This window comes from Acetobacter estunensis (assembly GCF_019083805.1).
In the GTDB taxonomy this organism is placed as follows: domain Bacteria; phylum Pseudomonadota; class Alphaproteobacteria; order Acetobacterales; family Acetobacteraceae; genus Acetobacter; species Acetobacter estunensis_A.
This window is the reverse complement of sequence record NZ_JAHRDV010000012.1, coordinates 19,290-45,695: the sequence shown is the minus strand read 5'-3', so window position 1 is coordinate 45,695 and position 26,406 is coordinate 19,290. Positions and strand designations below refer to the sequence as shown.

The window sequence follows — 26,406 nt, the reverse complement described above, 5'->3', positions numbered from 1 at the left end:
AAGGAATGTGGGTATGGAGTGGGCAAGCGATTTGCGGAGTGTGGGCAAACGCCAATGCTGACAGATACAAAGACCCGAACAGCTAAACCCGCTGAGAAAGCGTATCGGTTGGCAGACAGTGGAGGCCTTTTCCTCCACGTCATAGCAGTCTGGAAGCAATATCTGGCGAATGCGCTACCCCCCTGAAGGCAAAGAGCAAACACTCATCCTTGTTCCCTACCTGTTTAGTCCCGGGACTAAACACCTAATCTATTACGAGCCTTCTGCACCGTGTCGCCCACGCGAACGATCTCTCCACGCTCCATTGTCGGGGCAGCACCACAAAACCCCGTTTTGCCTGAAACAACCTGACGATTTCGAGGGTGATATCCTACTCTTGAGCGGCTTGTGCCGGTTCTGATCCAGTATAGCCCTGATCGGCCCATGCCAGTTCACGCTGTCCTCTGTTGCCTGCTGAATGGCTTCTGCCAGCGGATCGATTTCTGCCGAGTCATCCTTGTTTGCCGGGATGACTGACGTGCAGGGCCAGAAGATGCCTCGGAGTATCGACCGCCATGTGCTGCTTCGATCCTTTTTTCTTTTCGCGCCATCATACCCTGACCGTAGCGCGCTTTCCGGGGTCGAACACAGTGCCCTGCTGTCGATGATCGCCGTCGTCGGCTCCGCTTTCCTGCCCGCCGCAATACGCAGTACAGCCCGAAGATCGTGCATAACAGCCTCGAAACATCCCGCATCCATCCAGCGCCGGGATTGCTGGTAAACGCAGTCCACGGCGGAAGGTCGTTCGGCATTGCACGCCACGCAATGCCGTAACGGATCACATACCGCAGACCGTTGAACAACTCCCGCAGATCATGATGGCGTTGTTCTACGCCTTCCTTCATCGGAAGAAGATACGGAATAATCAGCGACCACTCTTCATCGCTGATATCAGACGGATATGGTTTGCGGACAGTATTCATCCATCTGTTCTGCAACACTCACACCATAAAGTACATAACACCCTCTTGGCAGGGCTACATCCCGCAACGAGCCACATCTCCCCTGAAAAAACTTTCATGATCACACCGCAACTTTCTTTTTACAGACGCGTATAAGCGACTGGCAGCATACTCCGGCATTTCATATATTCAGTTGGAATATATAGGGGTGCCCACATCCCCCTACATCAGGCGGTGACTGATTATCGCCTGTCACTGCGAATAGCACTACACAAAATATCTCCGTTCAGAACAAACAGAAACGGAAACACCAGTTATGGAAAATGTTTCCACTATATGGTCAATTTTCACCTATGCACTTGTCATAGGAATAATGCTGGCCTGCATGATGGGACTGTCCACCATAACCGGCACCCGGCGGCGCGGCAGGGCCATGGGTCGCTCCATGTCGCTCCCCTTTGAATCCGGCATCATACCCACCAGATCGGCACACCTGCGGCTGCTTGTACAATATTACTTAGTGGCTATGTTCTTTGTCATTTTTGATGTCGAAACAGCCATTCTCCTGACATGGGCAACTGTTGTGACCGAAACGGGATGGATCGGTTATGGCGCAGCCCTCGCCTTTACTGTCTTTCTGGCGATTTCCCTTGCCTATCTGTGGCGAGCCGGAGCGCTGGACTGGGGGCCGCAGGTTCGTCCACGCCGTGTAACGGACACACGAAAGGACCTCGCACCATGAGTTGGTCCCTTTCTTCCCCCGGCGCGCCCAGAAACGCGCAGCTTTCGCCCAGTTTCAGTGAAACCCTCCGCCGCAATCTGGTCATGGGCCGGTTGCAGGATTTTGTCTCGTGGGGGCAGAAAAATTCGATCTGGCCGCTGAATTTTGGCCTGTCATGCTGTTACGTGGAAATGGCGACGGCCTTCACCAGCCGCTTCGACATCGCCCGTTTCGGGTCCGAAGTCCTGCGCGCCACACCACGCGAAGCCGACCTGATCGTCATCTCCGGCACCGTGTTCGTCAAAATGGCTCCGGTTATCCAGCATCTTTACAATCAGATGCTGGAGCCACGCTGGGTGATCTCCATGGGATCATGCGCCAATTCCGGCGGCATGTATGACATTTACAGTGTCGTGCAGGGCGTGGACAGTTTCCTGCCCGTGGACGTGTATGTGCCCGGCTGTCCCCCGCGTCCCGAGGCGCTGCTTGAGGGACTACTGCTATTGCAAAAATCCATTGGCACACAACGCAGACCCCTAAGCTGGATGGTCGGACCGCAGGGCGCGGAATCCGTGACACCACCCAGTCTACGCGATGAAAAGCGCGAACAGCGTCGGGCCATGCGCGGCCTACGCACGCCGGACGGGATCTGACGCCCATGACGACGCTCCTTTCTCCCGCCCGCGAACAGAGACTTGTGGAAAGAATTTCGGAGCATCTTCCCGGCGGCCTGTTGGCGACACAGACAGCATGTGACGGCGTCTCCATTCTCTGGATCGCGGCGACCGATCTGCGCTCCACGTTTGCCGCACTGAAGGCGTCGGCACCCCTCATGCTACTGGATCTGACAGCCATAGATGAACGCGATCGCATCCACCGCGATGGGCAGCCAAAATCGGCATTCACAGTTGTCTATCACCTGATTTCACTTGCCTCCCGCACGGATGAGGTGCGGATCAAGGTGCCCCTCGGTGCAACTGCTCCCACTCTGCCCAGTATCTGTGACCTGTGGCCCAACGCCAACTGGTATGAGCGCGAAATATGGGATTTGTTCGGCATCCATTTCCAGAACCACCCCTCCCTGCGCCGTATCCTGACCCCACCCACATGGACCGGACATCCACTGCGCAAGGACCACCATGCCCGCGCCACGGAAATGCCTCCCTACAGCCTGACGGAAGAACACGAAGCGCGTGAGCAGGACGCCCTACGCTTTGATCCTTCCTCGTGGGACATGCGACGGCATAGTGCCCACAGCGACTTCATGTTTCTCAACCTCGGCCCCAATCACCCCAGCGTGCACGGGGTGTTCCGCATCGTGCTGCAACTGGAAGGAGAACGGATTGTCGATGCCGTGCCCGATATCGGCTTTCACCATCGGGGCGCGGAAAAGATGGGGGAACGCCAGTCATGGCACACCTACATCCCCTATACCGACCGGGTGGATTATCTCGGCGGCGTCATGAACAATTTCCCCTATGTGATGGCCGTCGAGACTTTGGCCGGGATTACCGTGCCGTCACGAGCACAAATGATCCGCGTCATGCTCGCGGAACTATTTCGCATTGCCAGCCACCTCGTCTTCTACGGCACAATGGCGCAGGATGTTGGGCAACTTTCTCCCGTATTCTACATGTTTACCGACCGCGAACGTGTGTTTGGGATTATCGAGGCGATCTGCGGCTTTCGCATGCATCCGGCGTGGTTTCGCATTGGCGGGGTCGCCATGGATTTGCCCAATGGATGGGAAGGGCTGATCCGAACCTTTCTTCACGATCTTCCCCTGCGGCTGGACGAATACGATGCGATGGTCATGCGCAACCCCATCTTTCGCGCTCGCACGAAGGGGATTGGCGCCTACACCACCGCGGAGGCCGTTGAATGGGGCGTTACCGGGCCGGGGCTGCGCGCCACGGGGCTGGAATGGGACTACCGGAAACACGCACCCTATGCCTGTTACGACCAGCTTGAATTCGACATTCCCATTGGCACCAACGGCGACTGTTATGACCGGATCGCCGTGCATATAGAGGAAATACGCCAGAGCCTGCGCATCATCCGCCAGTGCGTGGACAACATGCCCACAGGCCCGGTCAAGGCCGATCATCCACTAACAACCCCTCCGCCCAAGGCGCAGACGATGCATGACATCGAAACCCTGATCCATCACTTCCTCAGCGTAAGCTGGGGGCCGGTCATTCCGCCGGGAGAAGCGCGGGCCAGCATCGAAGCCACAAAAGGCGTGAACACCTACACCCTCATCAGCGACGGCGGCACGACATCCTACCGCACGCGCATCCGCACACCTTCGTTCGCCCACCTGCAAATGATCCCGCTGCTCAGTCGCGGCATCATGGTCGCAGACCTGATCGCGATCTTGGGCAGCATCGATTTCGTGATGGCCGATGTCGATCGCTGATCTTCCCCTTCCAGCGCCCCTGCGCACGGACATCCTTACCCTTGCAGCGCAGGAACTGCATCCGCGCGGCGCAAGTGTCGCGGCACTACGACTGGTGCAAGCCCGCTTTGGCTGGGTCAGCACCACGCATCTGCGCGAAGTGGCCGACCTACTGAGCATGTCGGCGGATGATCTCGATGGCGTCGCGACCTATTTCAACCTGCTGTTCCGCAGGCCGGTCGGACGGCATGTCATCATGCTGTGTGACAGCGTTTCATGTTGGATCATGGGACGCGAGCCGCTCTGCGCCCATCTGTGTCGGAAACTGGACATAAAGCCGGGAGAAACCACGACGGACAACGCCATCACGCTGCTTCCAACCGTCTGTATCGGACACTGCGATCACGCGCCGGCCATGCTGGTTGACGACACGCTGCATGGAGATGTGACCACGGAAAGCCTCGATCACCTGATCGCTACGCTGAGGGACACGCCATGACGGCCGCCTCCGAACATCCCCTCACCGCCATGATCGACCCTGCTGCCGGTCCACCGGACTGCGCGGCATACGAACGCGCTGGCGGCTGGCAGGCTGCGCGGCTGGCGCTCGGAAGCCTTGCCCCGGCTGAAATCATTGACAAGGTGACACGCTCAAAGCTGCGCGGGCGTGGAGGCGCAGGCTTCGGAACAGGGCAAAAATGGAGCTTCGTGCCCAAGGAACCCGCATCCGAACGCCGCAAATACCTGATCGCCAATGCCGACGAGATGGAGCCAGGCACTTTCAAGGATCGCTGGCTACTGGAAGGCAATCCTCTCCAACTGATCGAAGGGATGATCCTTGCCGCCTACGCCGTACAGGCGGGGCATGGCATCGTGTTCCTGCGTGGGGAATATCAGGAAGCCTGCGTCCGCCTGCAGCATGCGATCGGAGAGGCACAGCAGCAGGGCTGGCTGGGTGAAAATATTCTCGGCTCAGACTTCAGTTTTGACATCCACGTACATTCCAGCGCTGGGCGCTACATATGTGGCGAGGAAACCGCCCTTCTGACCGCGCTGGAAGGCCGTCGCGCCACACCACGCAGCAAGCCGCCCTTTCCGCAGACTGGCGGCCTGTGGGGCGCGCCAAGCGTGGTGAACAATGTCGAGACGCTGTGCAACCTGCCCCATATCATCGCCAACGGACCGGAATGGTTTGCTGGCCTCGGGCTGGGAGAGGATGGCGGCACCAAGATCTATGGTGTCAGCGGGCGCGTAGCAAAGCCGGGCGCATGGGAACTGCCGATCGGCACGCCGCTGCGTCAGATCATTGAGGATCATGCTGGCGGCATGCGCCCCGGCTACCAGTTGCGCGCCCTGCTGCCCGGCGGGGCGTCCACCGCCTTTATCGACACCACGGCCCTCGATGTCGCCATGGATTACGGATCGGTGGAAAAAGCAGGCAGCAGGCTTGGCACCGGCATGGCCATCATTCTGGATGACCGCACCTGCCCCATCGGCATGATCCGCAATCTTGAACATTTCTTCGCGCAGGAATCCTGCGGCTGGTGCACGCCATGCCGCGACGGGCTGCCTTGGGTGGAGCGCCTGCTGGACGCGATCGAGGACGGGACGGGTCGTGATGAAGATTTGGAGCAGCTCGACCGTCATGCCCGCATGCTGGGCGCTCCAGGGCGGACCTTCTGCGCCCATGCGCCGGGAGCGATGGCGCCGCTGGCCAGTGGACTGAAGCTTTTTGCCGCCGATTTTGCCGCCCACATCCAGCAGGGCCGTTGCCCGCATCAAGCCGGAGCAGGACCATGACCACCATCCGCATCGATGGACGAGATTGCCAGACCCGCAGCGACATCAATCTGCTTCAGGCCTGCCTGGAGGCCGGTGCCAACCTGCCCTATTTCTGCTGGCATCCCGAACTCGGCTCCGTCGGGGCGTGCCGGCAGTGCGCCGTCAAACAGTTCAGCGGGCCGGAGGACAGGAAGGGCCGCATCGTGATGGCCTGCATGACTCCAGCCAGCGAGAACGCCATCATCTCCATCGACGATCCGGAAGCCCGCGACTTTCGCGCCGGGATCATCGAATGGATGATGGTCAACCATCCACATGACTGCCCAGTCTGCGAGGAAGGTGGCGAATGTCATCTGCAGGACATGACGGTCATGACCGGGCACAACACCCGCCGCTACCGGTTTACGAAACGGACCCATCGCAATCAGGATCTTGGGCCGTTCGTAAAACATGAAATGAACCGCTGCATCGCCTGCTATCGCTGTGTGCGGTTCTACCGTGATTACGCAGGCGGCGATGATCTGGCGGCTTTCGCGTCACATGACAATGTCTATTTCGGTCGCGCCGAAGACGGCACACTGCAAAACGCGTTCAGCGGCAATCTTGTGGAAATCTGCCCGACCGGCGTGTTTACCGACAAACCCTTTTCTGCCGTTTACACCCGCAAATGGGACATGCGGGGGGCGCCCTCGGTGTGCGTACATTGTGCGGTGGGTTGCAACACCATCGTCAATGCCCGGGAGGAAACCCTCCGGCGTGTCCTCAACCGCTACAATGCGGACATCAACCGCTATGTGTTGTGCGACCGGGGCCGGTTCGGTCATGGTTTTGTCAATGCGCCGACACGGATATGCACGCCGCTGCGCGCCATTGACGGACAGCAGGTGCCTGTACCCATGGCCGATGCTCTCACTGCTTTCGCGCGTATGGCAACAAAAGGGCGGGTTGTGGGCATAGCCTCTTCCCGCGCGGCCTTGGAGACCTGTTTCAGCCTGTGGGCGCTGGTAGGGGCAGAGCATTTTTCCACCGGCCAGACACGGCAGGAACAGGAATGCACGGAACTGGCGCATACCCTGCTCACCCGGCATCCCGGCGCTCTTCCCACCCTGCATGAAATGGAAAGCGCCGACGCCGTGCTGGTGCTGGGCGAAGACGTATGCGCCACCGCCCCTCGACTGGGCCTTTCGCTGCGGCAGTCGGTGCGTCAAGCCTCTTTCCATACAGCAGACAACGCCAAGGTACCACGCTGGATGGATGCAGCGGTCCGTACGCTGGGCAGCGAGTGCCCTTCCACCCTGCATGTCCTGACACCTGCGCCGACCGATCTCGACAGTGTGGCAGCCGAAACCTTTCGCGCAGCACCCGATGATATCGCACGACTTGGCTTTGCCATCGCCCACGAAATTGAGTCCTCCGCTCCACCCGTCATGGATCTGACGCCGGATGATGCGGCGCTCGCCGCAGGCATTGCGCAGGCGCTGCTGGCCGCCCGAAAGCCGCTGGTCGTATCCGGCATGCAGTATGGCTCCCCCGCACTGATGCAGGCCGCCGCCAGTATTGCCGCAGCTCTTGCCCGCACCACACCTGCCACGGGCCTGTCGCTGGTTCTGCCGGAATGCAACAGCATGGGGCTGGCCATGCTGGGCGGACTGCCGCTGGAAACGGTGATGGAACAGGTGCGAGCGGGCGAGATTTCCACCCTGATCGTCGTGGAAAATGATCTGACGCGCCATCTCGATCCGGCGGACGTGGCGGAACTTGTGGCAACCGTCCCCGACATCGTCATGATCGACCATACGGTGACACCGCTGTGCCAGCACGCCAGTCTTGTTTTGCCCATTGCTGCCTTCAGCGAATGCAACGGCACGCTGATCAATCAGGAAGGCAGGGCACAACGCTTTTTTCAGGCGGTCTTTCCTCCTGCTCCCATACAGGCTGGCTGGCGGTGGATACAGGCGTTGGGCCGAAGTCTTGATCTATCCACGCTCCCTGTAACGGAGCTGATCGGCTGGGAAAATCTCGATGAGGTTCTCGCCGCGCTGGCAACGGCGTTTCCCAATCTTGCCCCCGCAACTATGGCTGCGCCCGGAGCGGATTACCGTATCAATGGTGAGAAACTACGCAGCCAGACCTATCGCGCCAGCGGGCGGACCGTCATTCGTTCCTTCGTCAGTGTGCGTGACCAGCCACCACCCGCCAGTCCGGACACACCATTCAGCAGTTCAATGGAAGGGACCTACGAACCAGACATGCCCGGCGCGCTGGTCCCCTACTATCAAGTGCCAGCATGGAATTCGGTGCAGGCGCTCAACCGGTTCCAGTTTGAGATTGGGGGCCCTCTGCGCGGCGGCCCATCCGGCATTCGGCTATTATCCCCTGCGAAGAATCAAAACACGGAATCGCATCCGTACATTTACACCGCGGACATTCCGTCCCCCTATGTCCCGCAGACAGATACCGTTCTGGTGCTGCCCGATATACGTCTGTTCGGCAGCGAAGAACTGAGCCTGTTCTCGCCTCCCATCATGGCGCGATCAACCGTCCCGACGCTGGGGCTGCCCGCCAGTGCGGCCCAATCAGACCGTATAGTGCTGCATCTGGAAGATGGGCCACATGTTTTGCCCGTGGAACCCGTGTCCGGCCTCCCTGAGGGCATTGTCCTATTTCCCGCGTACATGGTCGCACGCGCATTCCGTTTTCCTCGCATGGCCCGGCTTGAGAATTTGCCCAGTGAAGGAGAACGATCATGACGTCTTCAGCGCTCCTCACCATCATTCTTATGCCATTTCTCCTTCTTGCTCTTGCGACCGTGCTGACATGGGTCGAACGGCGTCTGCTGGGCTTATGGCAGGACCGGCATGGCCCTAACCGGGTGGGGCCGGGCGGCATGTTTCAGGCCGTGGCAGACGGAATCAAGATCCTGTTCAAGCAAGACTGGATTCCACCCTTTGCAGATCAAGGTGTTTTCATCCTTGCCCCGGCTATCGGCATGATGACGGTACTGCTGTCCTTTGCGGTCATTCCGTTCACGATGAGCATGGGCATTGCTAGCGACATGAATGTCGGGCTGCTGTTCATTCTCGGCATGATGGGACTGGGAGTCTATGCGGTGGTGCTGGCCGGGTGGTCGTCCAACAGTAAATTCGCGCTTCTGGGTGGGATGCGGGCGGCCGCACAGATGATCAGCTACGAAGTCTTCATGGCGCTTTCCCTTCTGGGTGTGGTCATGATGGCCAGATCATTCAGTCTGCACGACATCGTGACGGCGCAGGCGGGGTTGTGGTTCATCATCCCGCAATGTCTCGGATTTAGCGTCTTCCTGCTTGCAGGCATTGCGGAAACACACCGTCTGCCCTTTGATCTTCCCGAAGGGGAGAACGAACTGGGCGCAGGTTTCCATACCGAATATTCAGGCATGAAATTCGGCATGTTCTTCATTGCCGAATATGCCGGGATCGTTCTGGTCTCATGTCTTGTGACCACGCTCTACCTTGGTGGCTGGCGCGGGCCACTGCTGCCCCCCGCTATATGGTTCCTGTTCAAGACCGGTTGCATGGTGGTGTTTTTCATTCTGTTGCGCGCAAGCTTGCCTCGTCCGCGTTACGACCAGTTGATGGCGTTGGGCTGGAAAATCCTGCTGCCGCTTTCGCTTTTAAATGTCATGGCGACCGGAACTCTTCTTATGCTGCATGCGTCTTTGTAGCACGCCCGACGCAAAGGCACCTCCCATGCTCAATACATTGCGCACCCTGTTCCTGACGGCGCTGCACGCTTTCCACCGACGTGCGACCGTGCAGTATCCCGAACAGCAGCCCTATCTGCCGCCGCGGTATCGTGGGCGGATCGTCCTGTCGCGCGATCCCGATGGAGAGGAACGGTGTGTGGCGTGCAATCTGTGCGCTGTCGCCTGCCCTGTGGACTGTATCAGTCTGCAGAAAACCGAGACCGATGGACGCTGGTATCCAGAATATTTCCGGATCAATTTCTCCCGTTGCATTTTCTGCGGCTTTTGCGAGGAAGCCTGTCCCACCTATGCGATACAACTGACCCCCGATTTTGAAATGGGCGAATACGTACGCCCCAATCTTGTTTATGAAAAGGAAGACCTTCTGATAAGCGGGACCGGGAAATATCCCGAGTACAGTTTCTATAATGTCGCGGGCATTCCCATTCCCGGCAAGATGCGTGGCGCATCCGAACGCGAACGCCCACCTGTCGATCTCCATTCCCTCCTGCCATAACCACCATGTACGCTCTGGCCCTTCTTGCTGCCAGTGTGACTGTCATCGGGGCCATCATGGTCATTACCCGGAAAGTCGCCGTGCATGCGGTGCTGTATCTGGTCGTGACACTACTGGCGCTGGCGGCACTGCTTGTGATGCTGGGAGCGTCCTTCGCGGCAATGCTGGAGATCATCATCTACGCCGGTGCGATCATGGTGCTGTTCGTCTTCGTCATCATGATGCTGAATCTGGGGCAATCGGACAGTCAGCGTGAAAAGGAATGGCTGCGCCCGCGCGTGTGGCTGGGACCGGGGATTCTGGCTACCATTGTATGTGTGGAACTTCTTTATTGTGTCAGCCCGCTTTCCGGATCCATACCCTCCCTTGCCCCAATAACAGCGCATGATGTCGGACTGAGCCTGTTTGGCCGCTACGTGCTGATGGTCGAACTGGTGTCGTTCCTGCTTCTGTCTGGTCTAGTCTCAGCCTTTCATATTGGACGCAACCACGTGAAGGATCGCTGACATGCCGGCCTTTTCCTTCAACGATACCTTGCTTCTGGCCACCGTCCTGTTTTCGGTCGGACTGACGGGCGTTCTGGTCCGGCGCAACATGATCTTCATGCTGATGTCGCTGGACATCATGCTCAATGCAGCCGCCCTCGTCTTCGTGTGCGCAGGCGCGCGCTGGCATGATGCGGCCGGACAGGTGATGTTTCTGCTGATCCTCGCCCTCGCCGCCGTGGAAACGGCGGTGGGGCTGGCCATCATCCTGTGCCTGCATGCCCGGGGACGCCCCACGCTGGATGCCGATACCGGCAACCTTCTGCAAGGATAAGGGACATGGGTGAAATTCTGCTTCCCTTTCTCATCCTTTCACCGCTTGCAGTTTCTATGATCCTGTTTATCTCCGCCGGACGCATGAGTGCGCGTGCCGTCGGAACGGTTGCCTGCGCAGGTGTGGGGCTATCCGCCGTCATCAGCATTGTGCTGTCTGTCCTGCTTTTGGCCGGTCCAGCGGCAGGACTATTGCAGGCAACGCTGTGGTCATGGATGCATATCGCGGGATTTTCAGCCGACATTGCGTTCATATTGGACCGCATTTCCATGGTCATGATCCTTGTCGTCACGATCGTGGGGCTACTGATCCATATCTATGCCGCAAACTATATGTGCAACGATCTGGGGATTGCGCGCTTTTTTGGCTGCATGACGCTGTTCGTGGCTTCCATGCTGGTGCTGGTGCTGGCGTCCGACCTACTCTGCCTGTTTATTGGATGGGAAGGGGTAGGACTGTGTTCCTACCTGCTCATCGGGTTCTGGTACGAAAACCCCGTCAATACCGCCGCCGCACGCAAGGCCTTTTATATGACCCGCATGGGAGATGCAGCCTTGCTGTGTGGGCTGCTGCTATTGGCTACGGCGGTAGGTTCCCTGCACATCGATACCGTGTTGACGGCGGTGACAAACGGGCAGGTAGCACCCTCCGCCCTAAACATGGCAGCTCTTTTCATCCTCATAGGGGCCCTCGCCAAATCGGCGCAGATCCCATTCCAGACATGGCTGCCGGATGCCATGGTGGGACCAACACCGACCTCCGCCCTAATCCACGCAGCGACGATGGTCACGGCAGGCGTCTATCTGATTGCGCGACTGCACGACCTTTTCGCCCTAGCGGCCCCCGTCATGGCGCTTACGGCCGTGCTCGGCGCACTGACGCTGCTTATGGGAGCCTGCACGGCGTTGGTGCAATCCGATCTCAAGCGTATTCTTGCCTGGTCCACGATCAGCCAGCTTGGCTACATGTTTCTCGCTCTCGGATGCGGTATATGGCAGGCGGCGTTATTTCATCTGATGACCCATGCCTTCTTCAAGGCGCTGCTTTTCCTGACTGCGGGCGCTGTTATCGTACGCACCCATCATGAACAGGATATTTTCCGTCTGGGCGGCCTCCGCCACACCATGCCGGGACTGACCGCCGCCTTTGTTACGGGAGCGTCCGCTCTGGCCGGTCTGCCGCTGGTCACGGCGGGGTTCTACAGCAAGGAAATGATCCTCTCGGGTGTATGGCCCGCCCATTTTCGCCTGACGCATGAATTGAACCTGAGCGGGCATTTCCTGTGGGGAATGGCCCTGCTCGGAGCCTTCCTAACCGCGCTTTATATTTTCCGCTGCGTATTCATCGTTTTTTTCGGAAAAATGGGAACCATGGCGACAGGCCGGACGTCATGTCTCATGACCATTCCCCTTGCCTGCCTGTGTGTGCTGTCCCTGTGTGGAGGCATCATTGAAATGCCCACGCCATTCCCTCCCCTTCATCTGTTCAGCACCCTTCTTGATCCTGCGGGGCCACTGTCACACGCGGATGAACCTGGCTGGTTGATACTGGCGGGTGCGGTCGTTCCGCTTGCCGGACTTGCCGTCGCATGGGTGCTGTGGGGCCGCTCTTCACCCATCATGCGCGAGATACCGGGACAGGCGGCCGTCATCCGCTTTGCCCGCACTGGCGAGGGTATGGATGTCCTGTATGACCGCCTGTTCGTGCAGCCCTTTCGCTTCCTGACGTGGCTGACGCGGCATGACATTCTTGATTATGTCATAACCAGAACCGGACGACTGATACGGACAGCCAGCACATCGGTTCTCAGGGCGCGAACGGATTTTCTGGGTACCCTGACCCTGTGGGGGACCAGTGGAATCAGAGAGACGGACCACCTGCTGGGCGAGATACAGAACGGCCACGTGCGATGGTATGCAGCATGGATCGCCGGTGGACTGTGCGCGGGTCTCGCCATAGCGATGCTCTCATGAATCCCCTTCCCACTCTCGTGCTGCTGCCTATCATGGGTGGTGGGCTGGCATGGCTGGCTGAACGTATCCAGCCCGCACCTTCGTCCCCTTCTCGTAATGCGTCATGGTGGGCGATGCTGGCGACCTTGATTGTGGAAACGCTGCTGCTTTCAGGGGTTACATTCAGTCATTCGACCAACCATACGGGACCATGGCTGGAGCATTTTTCCATGCCGTGGATCCCCACCATGGGGATCGCGATCAGGCTGGACATGGACGGTCTTTCGCTCTCGCTGATCTGGCTTTCGCTGATCCTGTGCTTCTTGTGCGTCTGTCTTGCCACCCGTCAGGTTACGGTCAAGGCGGGGACTTTCCACTTCCTTTTCCTTACAACTCTTACCGGTATTATCGGTACATTTCTGGCCACCGACCTCTTCCTGTTCTTCTTTTTCTGGGAACTGATGTTGGTGCCAATGTTCGTGCTCATTGCCGTATGGGGACATGAGGACAGGCAGCGCGCTGCCCTGAAGTTCTTCATGTTCACGCAGGGCAGCGGGCTGCTCATGCTGTTGTCCATCCTCGGGCTGGTCATTACGCATGATCGGGAAACGGGTGTGCTGACATTCGATTACTTCACACTGGCCCAGACACATCTGTCCCCTACCCTGTCCATGCTGCTCATGTTGGGCTTTTTCATCGCCTTTGCCGTCAAGCTGCCAATCGTGCCGGTCCATGTCTGGCTGCCCGACGCCCATACGCAGGCACCCACGGCTGCCAGCGCACTTCTGGCAGGCATCCTGCTCAAAACTGGCGGATATGGAATGATCCGTTTCAATCTCATGCTGTTTCCCGATGCGGCCATGCACTTCGCGCCCGTCGCCATGGGGCTGGGCGTTGTCGGAGTCCTGTATGGGGCGTGGCTGTCCTGTGCGCAGGAGGACATCAAGCGCCTGATCGCTTACAGCAGTATCAGCCATATGGGCTTCGTGGTGCTTGGCATCTTTACCGGCTCACGCATGGGGATGCAGGGAGCGATCATCCAGATGCTGGCCCACGGGTTAAGCGCAGGCTCACTTTTCCTCATCGCGGGTGCCATTCAGGACCGACTGCATACACGTGACATGCATCGTATCGGGGGATTGTGGGCGGCCATGCCACGCCTGTCCGCCATGGGGGTGTTTTTTGCGGTGGCGTCGCTCGGAATGCCGGGACTGGGTAATTTCGCGGGCGAGTTTCTTGTGCTGCTGGCGACATGGCATGTCAGCCCTATCATTGCGACAGTGACGACCGTGGGACTGGTTCTGGCCGCTATTTATGCACTGCGGATGGTCAATCGCGTCTTTCTTGCGGCTCGTCGGGAGGGCCAACTCCCCTTAAAGGATCTGCCCGCCCAGCAGATGGCGGTTTTCGCATGTGCGATGATTTTTCTGATCGTACTGGGTTTGCATCCACAGCCTTTCATGACGTTTTCCGCTCCTTCATCCTTGTCCGTAATAGAGGCGACCGGTCAGGGGGATCACGCGCCATGATCGGGCACGATGTTTTCCTGCCAACACCCTTGCCGGTGCTTTGTGTAGGAATCACGGTCATGCTCGCCGCAACGGCGTGGCGGCGTTCGGTGAACCGCAGCTTTCTGACTGGAATGGTGACGCTGCTGCTGGCCCTTGTCTTCGTAGCGCACCATACGGGCACAGCCTCGGATAATGGCGACAGCCTATTCATTCAGGACCAATGGGCAAACTATACAGCCATACTCATCATGTTTTCTGGCATCTGTATCCTGCTCATGTCGTGGCGGAATGGCGCGCACGACAGAGCCACGCCGCTGCTAGATGAATATCCCCTGCTGTACATGCTGGGCACACTTGGCGCGCTGACCATAGTCTTCAGCGCAAATTACATGCCCTTTTTCTTGGGACTGGAAATACTTGGTGTCTCCCTCATGGGGCTTGTGACCTTCCGGCCCGGCTCCGCCATGCAGGGCTATGAAGCGGCAATGAAATACCTGATCCTGTCAGGGATATCTTCCGCCATTCTTCTATTTGGTATCGGTGTGGCCTATGGCGTTACAGGGTCGCTGCGATTCATACCACCCATCACAGCCGGGAACATTTCCCTTACATTGCCAATTTCTGCAACGGTCATGATCCTTGTCGGCATGTTCTTTAAGCTTTCCATGGTTCCCTTCCACATGTGGCTTCTGGACGTGATGGAAGGCGCTCCGGTTCCCGTGGCGGCCTTTCTGGCCGTGGTTTCGAAAATTGCGATATTTTCTTCTCTTGTACGCTATTTTGGGACAGGAAACCAACCGCCCTTCCTCAACGACATCCTGTATGTCGTCATTATCCTGACCATTCTGGGTGGCAATCTGCTTGCATTGCGTCAAACCAGCCTCATACGTCTTATGGCATGCTCATCCATTGCGCATGTGGGGTATCTTCTGATTGCCTTTCTTTGCCCTGGACGTCTGCAATCGGGGGCCATAACCATTTATCTTCTGGCCTACACCGCCAGCACATTAGGCGTATTTGCGACCATGGCCGCCTTCGCAGTCCCTGACCGATCGGATGGTACGGCTATCGCGCAATGGAAGGGGCTATTTTTCACCCGCCCGTTCCTGGCTTCGGCCATGTCGCTCATGCTGCTTTCGCTTGCGGGCATTCCACCAGGCATCGGATTTTTTGCAAAGTTCGAGATTACGGCGACAGGAGTTGAATACCAGCGCAACCTGCTGCTGGGTGTGCTCATAATCGGCAGCATTATCGGGTTGTATTATTACCTGAACATCATCCGTATCATGATGTCAGCACCATCGCTGCCATCTGCCAGCCTGAATCGGCATATCCGCCCGGAACTGATGGCGCTTGTCATCGTTCTCACAATAATCGTGGTGATTGGAGGGCTTTTTCCCGCCCGCGCCCTCCATCCGCTTCTTCCTGTCTCCGCCATCCCATCTGACACAGAGGCCGAGATGACGATACGTTGACTAAACTTATTTCGATTTCCATAAAACATGGAAAGGATTTTCCCATGTCCTCTCATGTCTTTCACATTCTGGCGCAAAAAGGCAGCACGGTCATTACCGTGAAAGCAGATGACCCCGTTGTGAGTGTCGCCACCACACTGACGCAGCATAATATTGGTGGCGCACCCGTTCTGGACCCAGATGAACATCTAATTGGCATGGTCTCTGAAAAAGGGATTGTTCGTGCATTATCCCAACGCGGTGCGGACATATCTACCCTGACCGCAAAAGATATCATGACGAAGGACATGCCAACCGCAACGCCTGATGACAGCATTTATGATATTGCCTGCCGCATGACTTATTCTCGAACCCGACATGTCCCTATTCTGGAAAACGAAAAACTTGTTGGACTGATCAGCATTGGAGATATTGTCAAACTACGCGCTGAAAATGCCGAACAGGAAGCGCGTGAACTGCAGGATTACGTGACTGGTAGCGACCATGCGGCAGTACAGCCTCCCCATAAAGTTCTCCCGACGCAATGCGGAGAAAAGCAAAGCTGATTTCCGTGTTGCTACAACTGAAGAGATCGAAGAACCATTATTGGATGTCGCATCTGCCTGATTTTGAGATCAACGAACGATAATTGATAGTTCTGTAAATGATTTTCGCTCTGCTTGTGGAGGAGAGTGATGATTCCTGTGCCATGGCCCGCTGCTCTGATCCACTCCAGGCAGAAAAGGCAGCACATATTATATGGTCAGTCCGACCCTCATGGTGGCGCGTTGGATCCCGACGTTGCGGACCAATAGTCACGTCTGTGACTTCTGATCGGCAAAAACATGCTCAACACGGGAATGGATGACCGCTGCAATCTGCCGCTCCCCAAGCAATTCGATGAGCGGATCAGCGTCATAGGCCTTGTCGGTGATAAAGGCTTTAGGTTGGACATCATCGAGGGTAGGTTCTGCTTCTGTGATATCGGCTCTTTGTCCTTGTGTCAGGGAAAGAGCCATGGCCTTTCCAGCGGCATCAACAATCGCATGGATTTTGGTGGTCAGTCCGCCCCAGGAGAAGATCCTTTATCCGCTCTCACTGACTGTCGCTCAGACCATCCCGACGCATTCACACTTTTCCTAAAAACAGAGAAAGAAAACATCACGGATTAAGCAGGAGTACAAGCTTCATCAAACTTCGTGCCCTAACTGACAACACGTTCTATTGCAGCTTGCTTGGTGCGATATAGCGCCACAGCACCGACCGCTTTTCCTACCACGCGACTAGCGTTCAAGGTCATCTCGGTGCCATTGTCGCTGACGATCATCAATGGCCAGCCGCGATGTTCTCCGATCCGATCGAGTTCGCGGCCTAGCCGTTCACCCGACAACGAGGTATCCGTCACCAACCTCAGGCATTGACGCGTGTAATCGTCCACTACTGTCAGCACCCGTAACCGCCGTCCGTTGTTCAATGCGTCCGAGACAAAATCCCGTTCCACCAACAGTTTGCCAACTTGCGCATGCAGCTTCTCCACGTCAATTGGACCGGCCGATGCTGTTGACCACGACTTTCTGGAAAAAATACCCGCCAACTCTGCCAGCGTCAGTTCGCCACGGATCGCCTCCAGAGCCATTCGCGACTTGAACTCACCTGAATACCGTTTCCTCGCAACCTTGCCATAAAACCCGTCCTCTTTCAGGTCGGATTATAGCTTAATCACCTGTCTGAAAATCCGGGACCACATCTCTCGAAGCCCGCAAGGCAGAACTCAAGGAGTTTCTCGCCACCACCGAAGCGCCACTGCTCTTGCTTCATCCGTAAATAGCGGGCTTTTATCATGAGCAGATCGGTCGCCTGCATGAGGCGCTCCGGTCTGAACTGGAGAAGCGGCGAAGATTGTGCGCTCTCTCATTGATGCGATCATTCTCACCCCGTCGGGCGACGGCATTCAGATTGACGAGCGTGGGTATCTCGCCGGCATTCTGACGATAGCGAGTGCAACGCAGAATGGCGCGAGCATTCGGGGATGTTCACGCTTTGATCGTAGGATGCAATTTAAGATGGTTGCGAGAGCAGGATTGGCTCTCAAATTGCAGCAATCGCAATTTGATAACAATACTGGATTAACAGACCATTTTGACAGACTTTTTTTACATCAGCCTGATCTTATATTTATCTCATCGCCCTGTCCTGCCAACACTACAGTAAATCTACCACACTAGGACACCTACAGTACCCCGGGCGATACCCTGTTTTCTAACCGAGTTCTTCCGATTCCTCATCCGACGGGCCGCTCTTTGTAGTCTGCAGAGATCGGCCCACGCTCCAGTTCCAGTCGTTTATTTTACTGCAGCATGAATTACCGGGGCCGTCATACCCAGAACACTGCATCAAATGCAGACATAACCATGACGACTACCAAAAAGTTATATTTCGCCACCAAAAATAAGCCTTATTCTACGCAAAGCTTGCATTCTTAACCTTCAGGAGAGGGATGTCGGTCTTCATACTCCGCACGCCTTTGATCCGTGCAAGCTGTTCACTCTGAAAACGTCGCAGTCCTGGAAGGTCTTCTGCAACAACGCGCAACAGGAAATCACAATCTCCCGCGAGGACATGCGCTTCTGTCACCTGTGGAAGTTTTCCAATTTCCTCGACGAAATGCTCGGATTGCCGCTCGTCTTCTCCCGTCAGCCATATCCTGACAAAAGCCGTCACGCCGAACCCGGCTTTTGCAGGATTCACAATGGCGACGTAGCCCTCGATAACGCCGCTTTCTTCCAGCATCCGCACCCGGCGCAAGCATGGTGATGGAGAAAGCCCAACGCGCCTCGCAAGTTCATTGTTGGGGCAGCGGCCATCTTCCTGAAGAACACGAAGAATATGCCGATCAATCGCATCCAGTTTCATTGGCACGTTATATCATGGATAAACATCCTGTCGCAATAATATGCCAAATATTGATGAATAAATTGGCATAAACGCAACCTCATATCCGCTGGTCCGCGCTATCGTGCCCTCTCTCGCGTCGCAGGAATGATGATCCGGAGCATAACCGAAGAGCATGAAAACGCCGTGGGACCTTGTGAATTTTCTTCTAAAGCGACGCATCTTCGATGAATCTGCATACACTTCTTGCCTTCTGGACGATCTCCATCCTCCTTGCCGCAACCCCAGGTGCTGACTGGGCATATGTCATTTCCGCCGGAATACGTGATCATGCCGCAGTCGTTCCCGCTGTGTTCGGGCTGTTCCTAGGATATCTCGCCATTACCGAAACGGTCGCAGGCGGTATCGGTGCGCTTGTCGCCAGCATGCCGCTTGCGGTCACCATTCTGACGTTTGCAGGCGCGGCCTATCTTATAAAACTGGGCATTTCCCTGTTGCGTCATCCTCCCTTGCCGAAAGAAGGACATGAACGGGAAACAAGCTTACGGCGCTGGATTGCCAAAGGGTTCGCCATCAGCGGCCTGAACCCCAAGGCTCTTCTGTTTTTTCTCGCCCTTCTGCCCCAGTTTACAAACCCAGGTTCATCGTGGCCGATCTTTTTACAGATCGGGATCTTGGGGATCATTCATACAATAAACTGCGTGTCCATCTATCTGATGGTCGGATTTGGCGCACGAACAATATTAAGCAGCCGTCCCGGAGCGTCCATCGTGACCGGCTACATATCCGGAGCGATCATGATTATGCTTGGTCTGGGTTTGGCATCGGAAGACATCATGAAATTACTCCACTCATGACGATTGAATACGGGGAGCGAAGATATTGGAAACTGGCTCTCTGCACAGGTCCATGGATCAGAGTGAAGCGCGCTGTATCGATTTCCCGATTTCCATGAATGTAGAAACCGCGGGGTTTTTCGTAGTGATCGGCGCTCGAAGGACAACGTCAAGTTGAGGCGCGTCTGTCAAAGCCCGTGATATCAGCCCCTCTCCCAGTTCGGTACACAGCGATGAGGGGATAAGGGCTACGCCCAGCCCTTTTGCAACAAGCTGGATGATCGTGTGCTGCAACCGCGGTTCAAGCACGACATGCGGGACAATTCCCTTAGCCGAAAAATAGCTATTGATCGCGGATCGCAGAGCTGGCGCCGTCGCAGCGGATGCCGCGATGATCTTCTCCTCGCGGAGTTCCTCAGGACCGATCTGCCCGGCCGTAGCAAGGGGATGCTCCTTACGCATGATGATGCGTAATCGCTCCCTGACCAGCAGCACGGTCTGCAGGTGCGGCGCATATCCGCAGTCAAATGTTACGGCGGCATCCAGCGTTCCGGCCACCAGCATCTCATCGATCTCTGTAGGCGTGCGTTCATCAAGCACAAGGCGGACATCCGGCCTTGCCTCCGCATAAAGCTGCACGAGTTGCGGCACGACACTGTGGGCGGCGTGCATCATGAAACCAAACCGTAATTCGCCCTTCATACCGCTGGCGACCAGCCTTACGTCCCGACAGGCGTCCTCAAACTGCCCCAGTACATTTCGGCAGTCTTTCCTGAAGTGTTTTCCGGCTGGGGTCAGCGCCACGTTTCGCGAGTTTCGTTCAAATAGCTTCACGCCCAAAGACTGCTCGATCATGGCGATCTGGCGACTGAACGGCGGCTGGCTCATGTTCATCCGCTCGGCAGCCCGACCGAAATGAAGCGTCTCCGCCAGGGCCATGAAATACCGCATATGCCGTGTGTCCATCTGATACCCTGACCGCATTAATCGTGAACCATATGAGCATTGGATTATATCAATAGCCTCCGGTAGCGTCACGCTTTTGCTGACCTCCCGAGATCCCTGATGCTGAATAATCTGCTGATCGTCCTGCCTATCTTCGCCCTCATCCTCACCGGATGGATCGCGCGCAAATCGGGTGCGCTTGGCCCCAATGCCACGCGCGAAGTCAATCGGCTGGTGGTCTATCTCGCACTACCTGCAGTGCTGTTCGACATCGTGGCGAATGCAAAAATGACAGATCTGTGGGAGCCGAGATTCATTGCGGCGTTCACGCTTGGCTGTTTTATCGTGTTTGCCGGGACGCTGTGGTGGCGGGTATCAACAGGACATCATCTTGCCGATGCCGCCATTGACGGACTGAACGCGAGCTACGCCAATACGGGGTTTGTCGGTTTCCCGCTTGTCCTGTCTCTTGTCGGCGATACCGGCATGGCACCGACGCTTATCGCCACGATCGTAACGGTCTGTGTGCTGTTTGTCATAGCGATCGTCCTGATCGAGGCCGGACTGCAGACCGAAGCGCGCCGTCGCGACATCGTGGCAAAAACTCTCTTCTCTTTGGTGAAAAATCCTTTGCTGGTGGCGCCAGTACTTGGCGGCCTTGTCATGGTATCCGGTGGCCACTTGTCGGGACCCGTTCATGCCTTTCTGAAGCTTCTCGGTGGGGCTGCATCCCCTTGTGCCCTGATCGCCCTCGGTCTTTTTCTTGCCGGAAATTCCGCCGGTGCTGCGTCTGCACGTCCGTCGACTGCCGGCATTCTGGTCGGCCTGAAGCTGATTGCCCAGCCTCTGGTTACGTGGATCATCGCAGCGCCCGTGCTCCACCTGCCGCCAGCGATGACAAACATCGCCGTGCTTCTTGCCGCACTCCCGACAGGAACCGGCTCGTTCATGCTGGCAGAATTCTATGATCGGGAGGCAGCCCTTACCGGACGGGTCGTTCTGGCCTCCACCGTGTTCTCGATTGCAACGATCTCGCTTTATCTCGCCTTTGCGCCCGTTTAGGGACGCTCACTCGCATTGTGGTTGAAGTCTCGGGCCAATAATCTCCACCAGCCAGTCCACGAACACCCGCACACGCGGAGAAAGCTGTCTGTTGCTCGGATAAAGGACCGAGACTGGCGTAGCCGCAGGAGGGAAAGCAGGAAGCACTTCGATCAGCGTGCCATTCGCAAGATCATCCGCGAAGCCATAGCGTGGAACCTGCACGAGGCCAAAGCCGAGCCTGGCCGCTTCGGCATAGGTATCAACGCCCCCAACTAGCAGGCGTGCGGGAAGCGAGACCTCGATCATCTCCTCTCCGCGTGTAAACTCCAGCGGCAGGGGCTGGCCGGTGCGTGAGGACACGAAGCCGATCATCTGATGGCCTTCAAGATCGTCGGGAGAGACAGGCGTTCCGTGCCGCGCCAGATAGGCCGGGCTGGCGACCGTCACCTCTTCCATCACACCGAGGGGCCGAGCGATCATGTCACTGTCCGGCAGACTTCCCGTCCGGACCACGCAGTCCACCCCTTCGCGCACCAGATCGACAAACCGCTCACCCTCGCCAAGATGAACGGTCAGCGCCGGGTGGCACGCAAGGAAGCCCGGTAATGTCGGCAGCAGGATCATGCGCGCCAGACGGCCGATCACATCAGCGCGCAACAGACCGGCTACAGCCCCGCTTGCGCCACGGTCCGCATCTTCGAGGTCAGCGAGGATCGCCACACACCGGCGATAATAGGCAGCGCCTTCTTCTGTTGGTCGGACGTGACGGGTCGACCTGTGCAGCAGTCGCGTGCCGAGCCTTTGTTCCAGCGCCTTGATCGCGGCAGTCGCAACCGGGCGGGAAACTCCGCAATCGGCTGCCGCGGCGGTGAAACTGCCACGGTCAACAATGCGGACGAAGAGGTCGAGTGTCGCAAGCCTGTCCATGGGATTATTCCATGGCGCAAAACAATACTGACGGAAAGAGCGATCTTATCGAACGGACGATGGTGTGACCAAGATTGGTCCCTCACCAGATGGAGATACTCATGCCTGAAACGAACACCATCGCGATTGTCACCGGCGGCAGCCGAGGACTGGGCCGCGCCACCGTTGAGGCTCTCGCCCGACGCGGCGTCTCGTCGATTTTCACCTACCACACCAACAGATCCGCAGCCGATGAGGTGGTTGAGAATGTCCAGAGCAGCGGCGCTCGCGCGGTGGCCCTGCAACTCGACACCGGCGATACGCACGCCTTTCCTGCCTTTGCCGACGAAATCCGGCGCGTGCTGCGCGACTGGGGAGCCGAGCGCTTCAATTATCTGGTCAACATGGCCGGCACGTCCCATAGTGGGCTGTTTGGCGAAGTGACTGAAGAGGATTTCGACGCCGCCTACCGCGTTCACGCGAAAGGTCCCTTTTTCCTGACGCAGACCCTGCTGCCGTCGATCGCGGACGGCGGGCGGATCGTGAACATCTCATCCGGCCTGACGCGCTTTTCTTATCCCGGCTGGATTGCCTATGCCTCCATGAAGGGCGCGGTGGAAGTGATGACGCGCTACATGGCCAAGGAACTTGGTCCGCGCCGCATCGCCGTCAACACGGTAGCGCCGGGTGCGATCCAGACGGATTTTTCGGGAGGCATGGTACGGGACAATCAGGACATTGCCCGCCAGATTGGAGAAGTAACTGCGCTTGGACGTCCCGGACTTCCTGACGACATCGGTCCAATGATCGCTTCGCTCCTCTCAGAGGACAATCGCTGGGTCAATGCGCAACGGATCGAAGTTTCCGGCGGTCAGGCCATCTGAAGGCTGGCCGTTCCCCAACGGCAATGCCGCACTGATTCCGTCAGGACACCAGCAGACGTTTCCGTGTGATCTTCCCGGACACGGTGGTCGGCAGATGCGTGACGAAGCGGACTTCTTTCAGACCAATCCAGCGCCCGAGGGCTTCGTTGACCCGCACGACGATTTCCTCGGAAGTTGGTTCGCAGGCCGCCTGGGGGTCAACGACCACATAAGCGACAGGTCGCTGTCCCCGCAATTCGTCAAGCATGGCCACCACTGCACACACATGAACGGCAGGATGGGTGGCGATGATCTTTTCGATCTGCACGCCCGAAATCCGCCGGCCTGCGACCTTGATGACATCATCGGACCGTCCGAGCATATGCACGGCGCGGTTGGCCTCGATCATACCTTCATCAAAGGTGCGATAATACCTGCATGTTTCATCAAGATACGCTGTGGGAACACGGATCGCCCTGTCCTTCCAGACACCCGCCAGACAGCCGGGTGGCAACGGCAGGGAGAGGACAATCTCCCCGCCCTGTTCCCCCGGCATGGACGGCACGATCTCTGGGCGAAATCCCGGCGCAGGCCGTCCGATGTCGTTCATGAGCGAGACCGGTTCACGCTCGGGCAGACCGAAGAAATGGGCGGTGATGCTCCACCCGGTTTCGGTCTGCCACCAGTGATTAACCACGGGTTTGCGAAAATACGACCGCGCCCAGTCCAGCAAGGTGGGATCAGCATACTCCCCGGCCACGAAGATGCGCGCTAGCGCGGGCAGTATCGCCCCTGACAGATAGCGGCTCTCCTGTCGCATGAGCCGCATCTGAGTGGGCGTGGTAAACAGGCATTTCACTGCGTGTTCGTGACAGAGCGCACGGATCGCAGAAGCTGAAGCACCGCCTTCGACAATCACGCTGGTGCAGCCGCTCATCAGCGGCGCGTAGACGCCATAGGAATGGCCGACCACCCAACCCAGATCCGATGTCGTGAAGAAGGTATCACCGGGTTTGCAGCCGTAGATCAGTTCCATGGACAAGGCGAGAGCTACAGCGTGGCCACCATTGTCACGCACAATGCCCTTCGCATTGCCCGTCGTGCCGGACGTGTGAAGAATGTACAGGGGGTCGTCAGAGCGCAGCATGACCGGCTCTGCTGGTGCGGACTGTTCCAGCGTGTGAAAATCGTGATCCCGCACCGGCAGAAGCGAGGCCGGGCAGGCTTCGCGCTGCACGATCACGCAAGCCTGTGGTCTGTGCGCCGCCGTAGCGAGCGCCTCGTTCAGGGCGGGCGCGGACGGAATGGGCGTCTGCCCCTGAAAGCTGCAACTCGCGATGATGATGACTTTCGGTGCTGCGTCATCAATCCGTCGCGCCAGTTCAGGCCCGGCGTAACCAGCAAAGACCATGACATGGACGGCACCGATCCGCGCACAGGCCAGCATGGCGATGGCCGTCTCGATCATGGTCGGCATGGCGATCAGGACGCGGTCGCCCTGCCCTACCCCCAGCGCGCGCAGGCCACCGGCAAAACCGGCCGCCCTGTCCTGTAGTTCGCGGTAGGTTACCACCTGCCGTTCCTTCGTGGCGCAGGAATGCCAGATCAATGCTGCCTGCTCGCCACGTCCATCCTCCACATGCCGGTCCACGGCGTTATGGCAGGTATTGAGCGTGGCCTCGGGAAACCAGTCATACCAGCCATCCGGCCGTGTCCTGCATGCGGTCACAGGTGCCTGCTTCCATGTGACGCGCTGTGCCGCCTCCAGCCAGAACTGCTCTGGCTGGGTCAGCGTCGCATCGTACATCGCCTCGTATGTCATCCATGGAAGCATGGTGCTTTACTCCGTTCAGGCTACAGGCACGTCTTTGGCGGTGATCTGGCTGGCCAGCCACGCAGCATCGCGCGAAACGCCGGAGAACCGCCCCGATCCCCATGTGTGCAACCACGGCAGGCCGAGGAAATAGAAGCCCGGCGCATCGGTTACGCCACGATGCCAGACGGGCTTGTTAGCTCCGTTGAAGACCGGCACGTCGATCCAGCGATAGTTCGGACGGAAGCCGATGCACCAGATGATCGAGGTGATCCCGGCGGCCTTCAGGTCCAGCGGGGTGTTGCTGCCATCGGGCTCCCACACAGGAACATAAGCGGCTTCGGTTGGGGCCGTGATCCCTTCACGGGCGATATAGGCGTCGATGGATTTCTTGATGTCGGCATTCGTCTTGTCCGCATCATCAAGGTTTTCCTTTAGGTCCGGTGCGAAGTGCGCAACTTCGTCACGGATTGTCTCCAGCGTGCCATGCAAGCCCACGCCTTCCTTCGCGAACTTGCGCAGATCAAGGTCATGCCCGCCATTTCGACCCGTGACGTAATGATTGGTCTTGTCGCGTGCGCCGTCACGAAGAGGGTGATTATCCACCGTCAGGTCGTAGAAGTGCATATCCGCCAGCCAGTCCACCACGTCGCGTCCACGGTAGAAACGCGAGACACGCGGGGCAGATCCGACACACAGATGGACCTTGCGATTTTCAAGGAACAGATCCTCGACGATCTGCGCGCCGGACTGGCCGCTGCCTACAACGAGAACCGCGCCTTCCGGAAGCTGGGCCGCGTTGCGGTAATCCTGTGAGTGGACCTGAAAGATTGATGGATCGATCGCGCTGGCGTAACCTGGGATCACCGCGTCCTGATACGCGCCCGAGGCAATCACCACATGCTTTGCATGCCAGGTCTCTCCGCCCGCCACCACACGATACCCACCGGCCTCGTGACGTGTGATGGAGGTGACGGCTGTGTGTTCACGCAGCGGTGGGTTGAACGAGTTAACAAAGCCTTTGACGTAGTCAATGATTTCCTGCTTCACCATGAAGCCGTGCGGATCACTCCCTTTGTAAGGATGACCGGGAAGTTCGCACTGCCAGTTCGGTGTGACCAGGCAGAAATTGTCCCAGCGTTCGTCATCCCACGAATGGCAGGCCGTCTTTGCCTCAAAGACAATGTGCTCCACCTTCTCGCGGCAGAGATACCAGCTCATGGAAAGCCCGGCCTGTCCGCCACCCACGATAATGACAGGAATGGTTTTTTCGTTCTGTTTCATAAGA

General features: G+C 57.6%; 24 protein-coding genes and 2 pseudogenes. 17 read left to right on the top strand and 9 right to left on the bottom strand.

Translation table 11 applies throughout. From position 1 onward, the window contains the following. Positions 1 to 247 precede the first annotated feature (247 nt). Positions 248 to 962, bottom strand: a pseudogene (locus KUA11_RS13255) (IS5 family transposase); the annotation flags it as partial. A gap of 295 nt (positions 963 to 1,257) precedes the next feature. Between KUA11_RS13255 and KUA11_RS13250 the strand changes: the two are divergent. From KUA11_RS13250 to KUA11_RS13185, 14 genes are read left to right on the top strand one after another with little or no spacing between them, the layout of a single operon-like run. Further along, the gene (locus KUA11_RS13250) at positions 1,258 to 1,683 is read left to right on the top strand and encodes an NADH-quinone oxidoreductase subunit A (protein WP_217411095.1); all 426 of its coding nucleotides are present in this window, start codon (positions 1,258 to 1,260) and stop codon (positions 1,681 to 1,683) included. Further along, positions 1,680 to 2,315, top strand: coding sequence for a NuoB/complex I 20 kDa subunit family protein (locus KUA11_RS13245; protein ID WP_217411093.1), 636 nt, complete (start codon positions 1,680 to 1,682; stop codon positions 2,313 to 2,315). Before KUA11_RS13250 ends, KUA11_RS13245 begins: the two co-directional genes overlap by 4 nt. A 5-nt stretch (positions 2,316 to 2,320) precedes the next feature. Then, the gene (nuoC, locus tag KUA11_RS13240; RefSeq protein ID WP_217411091.1) at positions 2,321 to 4,081 is read left to right on the top strand and encodes an NADH-quinone oxidoreductase subunit C/D; all 1,761 of its coding nucleotides are present in this window, start codon (positions 2,321 to 2,323) and stop codon (positions 4,079 to 4,081) included. Next, positions 4,068 to 4,559 carry an NADH-quinone oxidoreductase subunit NuoE gene (gene nuoE, locus KUA11_RS13235; protein ID WP_217411089.1) on the top strand — a complete coding sequence of 164 codons (492 nt, stop codon included), beginning with the start codon at positions 4,068 to 4,070 and terminating at the stop codon, positions 4,557 to 4,559. The genes nuoC and nuoE overlap by 14 nt, the downstream gene beginning before the upstream one ends. Next, positions 4,556 to 5,860: an NADH-quinone oxidoreductase subunit NuoF gene (gene nuoF / locus KUA11_RS13230; RefSeq protein ID WP_217411087.1), complete on the top strand. Its 1,305-nt coding sequence runs from the start codon at positions 4,556 to 4,558 to the stop codon at positions 5,858 to 5,860. The genes nuoE and nuoF overlap by 4 nt, the downstream gene beginning before the upstream one ends. Further along, entirely contained in the window at positions 5,857 to 8,592 is a 2,736-nt protein-coding gene (nuoG, locus tag KUA11_RS13225; RefSeq protein ID WP_217411085.1) for an NADH-quinone oxidoreductase subunit NuoG, read from the top strand. Before nuoF ends, nuoG begins: the two co-directional genes overlap by 4 nt. Further along, entirely contained in the window at positions 8,589 to 9,545 is a 957-nt protein-coding gene (gene nuoH / locus KUA11_RS13220; protein WP_217411083.1) for an NADH-quinone oxidoreductase subunit NuoH, read from the top strand. The genes nuoG and nuoH overlap by 4 nt, the downstream gene beginning before the upstream one ends. Positions 9,546 to 9,570: 25 nt before the next feature. Continuing rightward, complete coding sequence (gene nuoI, locus KUA11_RS13215; protein WP_217411081.1) at positions 9,571 to 10,083, top strand: NADH-quinone oxidoreductase subunit NuoI; 513 nt, start codon at positions 9,571 to 9,573, stop codon at positions 10,081 to 10,083. Between the two features lie 5 nt (positions 10,084 to 10,088). Further along, positions 10,089 to 10,589, top strand: coding sequence for an NADH-quinone oxidoreductase subunit J (gene nuoJ / locus KUA11_RS13210; RefSeq protein ID WP_217411079.1), 501 nt, complete (start codon positions 10,089 to 10,091; stop codon positions 10,587 to 10,589). A gap of 1 nt (position 10,590) precedes the next feature. Next, positions 10,591 to 10,902 carry an NADH-quinone oxidoreductase subunit NuoK gene (gene nuoK / locus KUA11_RS13205; RefSeq protein WP_217411077.1) on the top strand — a complete coding sequence of 104 codons (312 nt, stop codon included), beginning with the start codon at positions 10,591 to 10,593 and terminating at the stop codon, positions 10,900 to 10,902. A gap of 5 nt (positions 10,903 to 10,907) precedes the next feature. Continuing rightward, positions 10,908 to 12,875: an NADH-quinone oxidoreductase subunit L gene (gene nuoL / locus KUA11_RS13200; protein ID WP_217411075.1), complete on the top strand. Its 1,968-nt coding sequence runs from the start codon at positions 10,908 to 10,910 to the stop codon at positions 12,873 to 12,875. After that, on the top strand, positions 12,872 to 14,383 hold the full coding sequence (locus KUA11_RS13195) for a complex I subunit 4 family protein (protein WP_217411073.1): 1,512 nt from the start codon (positions 12,872 to 12,874) through the stop codon (positions 14,381 to 14,383). Before nuoL ends, KUA11_RS13195 begins: the two co-directional genes overlap by 4 nt. Further along, complete coding sequence (locus tag KUA11_RS13190; protein ID WP_217411071.1) at positions 14,380 to 15,840, top strand: NADH-quinone oxidoreductase subunit N; 1,461 nt, start codon at positions 14,380 to 14,382, stop codon at positions 15,838 to 15,840. Before KUA11_RS13195 ends, KUA11_RS13190 begins: the two co-directional genes overlap by 4 nt. A gap of 44 nt (positions 15,841 to 15,884) precedes the next feature. After that, positions 15,885 to 16,385 carry a CBS domain-containing protein gene (locus KUA11_RS13185; protein WP_217411069.1) on the top strand — a complete coding sequence of 167 codons (501 nt, stop codon included), beginning with the start codon at positions 15,885 to 15,887 and terminating at the stop codon, positions 16,383 to 16,385. Between the two features lie 249 nt (positions 16,386 to 16,634). Here KUA11_RS13185 and KUA11_RS13180 read toward each other — a convergent pair whose 3' ends face one another. The 4 genes and pseudogenes from KUA11_RS13180 to KUA11_RS13165 form a co-directional block, all read right to left on the bottom strand. Further along, positions 16,635 to 16,871: a transposase gene (locus KUA11_RS13180; RefSeq protein WP_408744211.1), complete on the bottom strand. Its 237-nt coding sequence runs from the start codon at positions 16,869 to 16,871 to the stop codon at positions 16,635 to 16,637. A 178-nt stretch (positions 16,872 to 17,049) separates the two neighbouring features. Continuing rightward, positions 17,050 to 17,455: pseudogene (locus KUA11_RS17550) on the bottom strand (integrase catalytic domain-containing protein); the annotation flags it as partial. An 83-nt stretch (positions 17,456 to 17,538) separates the two neighbouring features. After that, positions 17,539 to 17,682 (bottom strand): hypothetical protein, encoded by a 144-nt coding sequence (locus KUA11_RS17870; protein ID WP_217411065.1) that lies wholly within the window; start codon positions 17,680 to 17,682, stop codon positions 17,539 to 17,541. Between the two features lie 597 nt (positions 17,683 to 18,279). Beyond that, entirely contained in the window at positions 18,280 to 18,732 is a 453-nt protein-coding gene (locus KUA11_RS13165; RefSeq protein WP_217411063.1) for an Lrp/AsnC family transcriptional regulator, read from the bottom strand. 206 nt (positions 18,733 to 18,938) lie between these two features. On the opposite strand from KUA11_RS13165, the gene KUA11_RS13160 reads away from it, so the two are divergent. Continuing rightward, entirely contained in the window at positions 18,939 to 19,568 is a 630-nt protein-coding gene (locus KUA11_RS13160; protein ID WP_217411061.1) for a LysE family translocator, read from the top strand. Positions 19,569 to 19,625: 57 nt separating this feature from the next. Here KUA11_RS13160 and KUA11_RS13155 read toward each other — a convergent pair whose 3' ends face one another. Further along, positions 19,626 to 20,513, bottom strand: a complete 888-nt coding sequence (locus tag KUA11_RS13155; RefSeq protein ID WP_254454932.1) for a LysR family transcriptional regulator — start codon at positions 20,511 to 20,513, stop codon at positions 19,626 to 19,628. Between the two features lie 99 nt (positions 20,514 to 20,612). Between KUA11_RS13155 and KUA11_RS13150 the strand changes: the two genes are divergently transcribed. After that, positions 20,613 to 21,554, top strand: a complete 942-nt coding sequence (locus KUA11_RS13150; RefSeq protein WP_217411057.1) for an AEC family transporter — start codon at positions 20,613 to 20,615, stop codon at positions 21,552 to 21,554. A gap of 6 nt (positions 21,555 to 21,560) precedes the next feature. Here the strand turns inward: KUA11_RS13150 and KUA11_RS13145 are convergent, their stop codons facing one another. Further along, the gene (locus KUA11_RS13145) at positions 21,561 to 22,463 is read right to left on the bottom strand and encodes a LysR family transcriptional regulator (protein WP_217411055.1); all 903 of its coding nucleotides are present in this window, start codon (positions 22,461 to 22,463) and stop codon (positions 21,561 to 21,563) included. Between the two features lie 101 nt (positions 22,464 to 22,564). Here KUA11_RS13145 and KUA11_RS13140 point away from each other — a divergent pair, with 101 nt between their 5' ends. Further along, complete coding sequence (locus KUA11_RS13140) at positions 22,565 to 23,326, top strand: SDR family NAD(P)-dependent oxidoreductase (RefSeq protein WP_217411053.1); 762 nt, start codon at positions 22,565 to 22,567, stop codon at positions 23,324 to 23,326. A 40-nt stretch (positions 23,327 to 23,366) separates the two neighbouring features. Here KUA11_RS13140 and KUA11_RS13135 read toward each other — a convergent pair whose 3' ends face one another. Both KUA11_RS13135 and KUA11_RS13130 read right to left on the bottom strand, forming a co-directional pair. Next, positions 23,367 to 25,139, bottom strand: a complete 1,773-nt coding sequence (locus KUA11_RS13135) for an AMP-binding protein (protein WP_217411051.1) — start codon at positions 25,137 to 25,139, stop codon at positions 23,367 to 23,369. Positions 25,140 to 25,154: 15 nt separating this feature from the next. Further along, entirely contained in the window at positions 25,155 to 26,402 is a 1,248-nt protein-coding gene (locus tag KUA11_RS13130; protein ID WP_217411049.1) for an MSMEG_0569 family flavin-dependent oxidoreductase, read from the bottom strand. Between the last annotated feature and the right edge of the window lie 4 nt (positions 26,403 to 26,406).

Coding starts and splice junctions, on each gene's coding strand:
- KUA11_RS13250 (WP_217411095.1), top strand. CDS start 1,258: ATGGAAAATGTTTCCACTATATGGTCAATTTTCACCTATGCACTTGTC.
- KUA11_RS13245 (WP_217411093.1), top strand. CDS start 1,680: ATGAGTTGGTCCCTTTCTTCCCCCGGCGCGCCCAGAAACGCGCAGCTT.
- nuoC (WP_217411091.1), top strand. CDS start 2,321: ATGACGACGCTCCTTTCTCCCGCCCGCGAACAGAGACTTGTGGAAAGA.
- nuoE (WP_217411089.1), top strand. CDS start 4,068: ATGTCGATCGCTGATCTTCCCCTTCCAGCGCCCCTGCGCACGGACATC.
- nuoF (WP_217411087.1), top strand. CDS start 4,556: ATGACGGCCGCCTCCGAACATCCCCTCACCGCCATGATCGACCCTGCT.
- nuoG (WP_217411085.1), top strand. CDS start 5,857: ATGACCACCATCCGCATCGATGGACGAGATTGCCAGACCCGCAGCGAC.
- nuoH (WP_217411083.1), top strand. CDS start 8,589: ATGACGTCTTCAGCGCTCCTCACCATCATTCTTATGCCATTTCTCCTT.
- nuoI (WP_217411081.1), top strand. CDS start 9,571: ATGCTCAATACATTGCGCACCCTGTTCCTGACGGCGCTGCACGCTTTC.
- nuoJ (WP_217411079.1), top strand. CDS start 10,089: ATGTACGCTCTGGCCCTTCTTGCTGCCAGTGTGACTGTCATCGGGGCC.
- nuoK (WP_217411077.1), top strand. CDS start 10,591: ATGCCGGCCTTTTCCTTCAACGATACCTTGCTTCTGGCCACCGTCCTG.
- nuoL (WP_217411075.1), top strand. CDS start 10,908: ATGGGTGAAATTCTGCTTCCCTTTCTCATCCTTTCACCGCTTGCAGTT.
- KUA11_RS13195 (WP_217411073.1), top strand. CDS start 12,872: ATGAATCCCCTTCCCACTCTCGTGCTGCTGCCTATCATGGGTGGTGGG.
- KUA11_RS13190 (WP_217411071.1), top strand. CDS start 14,380: ATGATCGGGCACGATGTTTTCCTGCCAACACCCTTGCCGGTGCTTTGT.
- KUA11_RS13185 (WP_217411069.1), top strand. CDS start 15,885: ATGTCCTCTCATGTCTTTCACATTCTGGCGCAAAAAGGCAGCACGGTC.
- KUA11_RS17870 (WP_217411065.1), bottom strand. CDS start 17,682: ATGCAGGCGACCGATCTGCTCATGATAAAAGCCCGCTATTTACGGATG.
- KUA11_RS13165 (WP_217411063.1), bottom strand. CDS start 18,732: ATGAAACTGGATGCGATTGATCGGCATATTCTTCGTGTTCTTCAGGAA.
- KUA11_RS13160 (WP_217411061.1), top strand. CDS start 18,939: ATGAATCTGCATACACTTCTTGCCTTCTGGACGATCTCCATCCTCCTT.
- KUA11_RS13155 (WP_254454932.1), bottom strand. CDS start 20,513: ATGGACACACGGCATATGCGGTATTTCATGGCCCTGGCGGAGACGCTT.
- KUA11_RS13150 (WP_217411057.1), top strand. CDS start 20,613: ATGCTGAATAATCTGCTGATCGTCCTGCCTATCTTCGCCCTCATCCTC.
- KUA11_RS13145 (WP_217411055.1), bottom strand. CDS start 22,463: ATGGACAGGCTTGCGACACTCGACCTCTTCGTCCGCATTGTTGACCGT.
- KUA11_RS13140 (WP_217411053.1), top strand. CDS start 22,565: ATGCCTGAAACGAACACCATCGCGATTGTCACCGGCGGCAGCCGAGGA.
- KUA11_RS13135 (WP_217411051.1), bottom strand. CDS start 25,139: ATGCTTCCATGGATGACATACGAGGCGATGTACGATGCGACGCTGACC.
- KUA11_RS13130 (WP_217411049.1), bottom strand. CDS start 26,402: ATGAAACAGAACGAAAAAACCATTCCTGTCATTATCGTGGGTGGCGGA.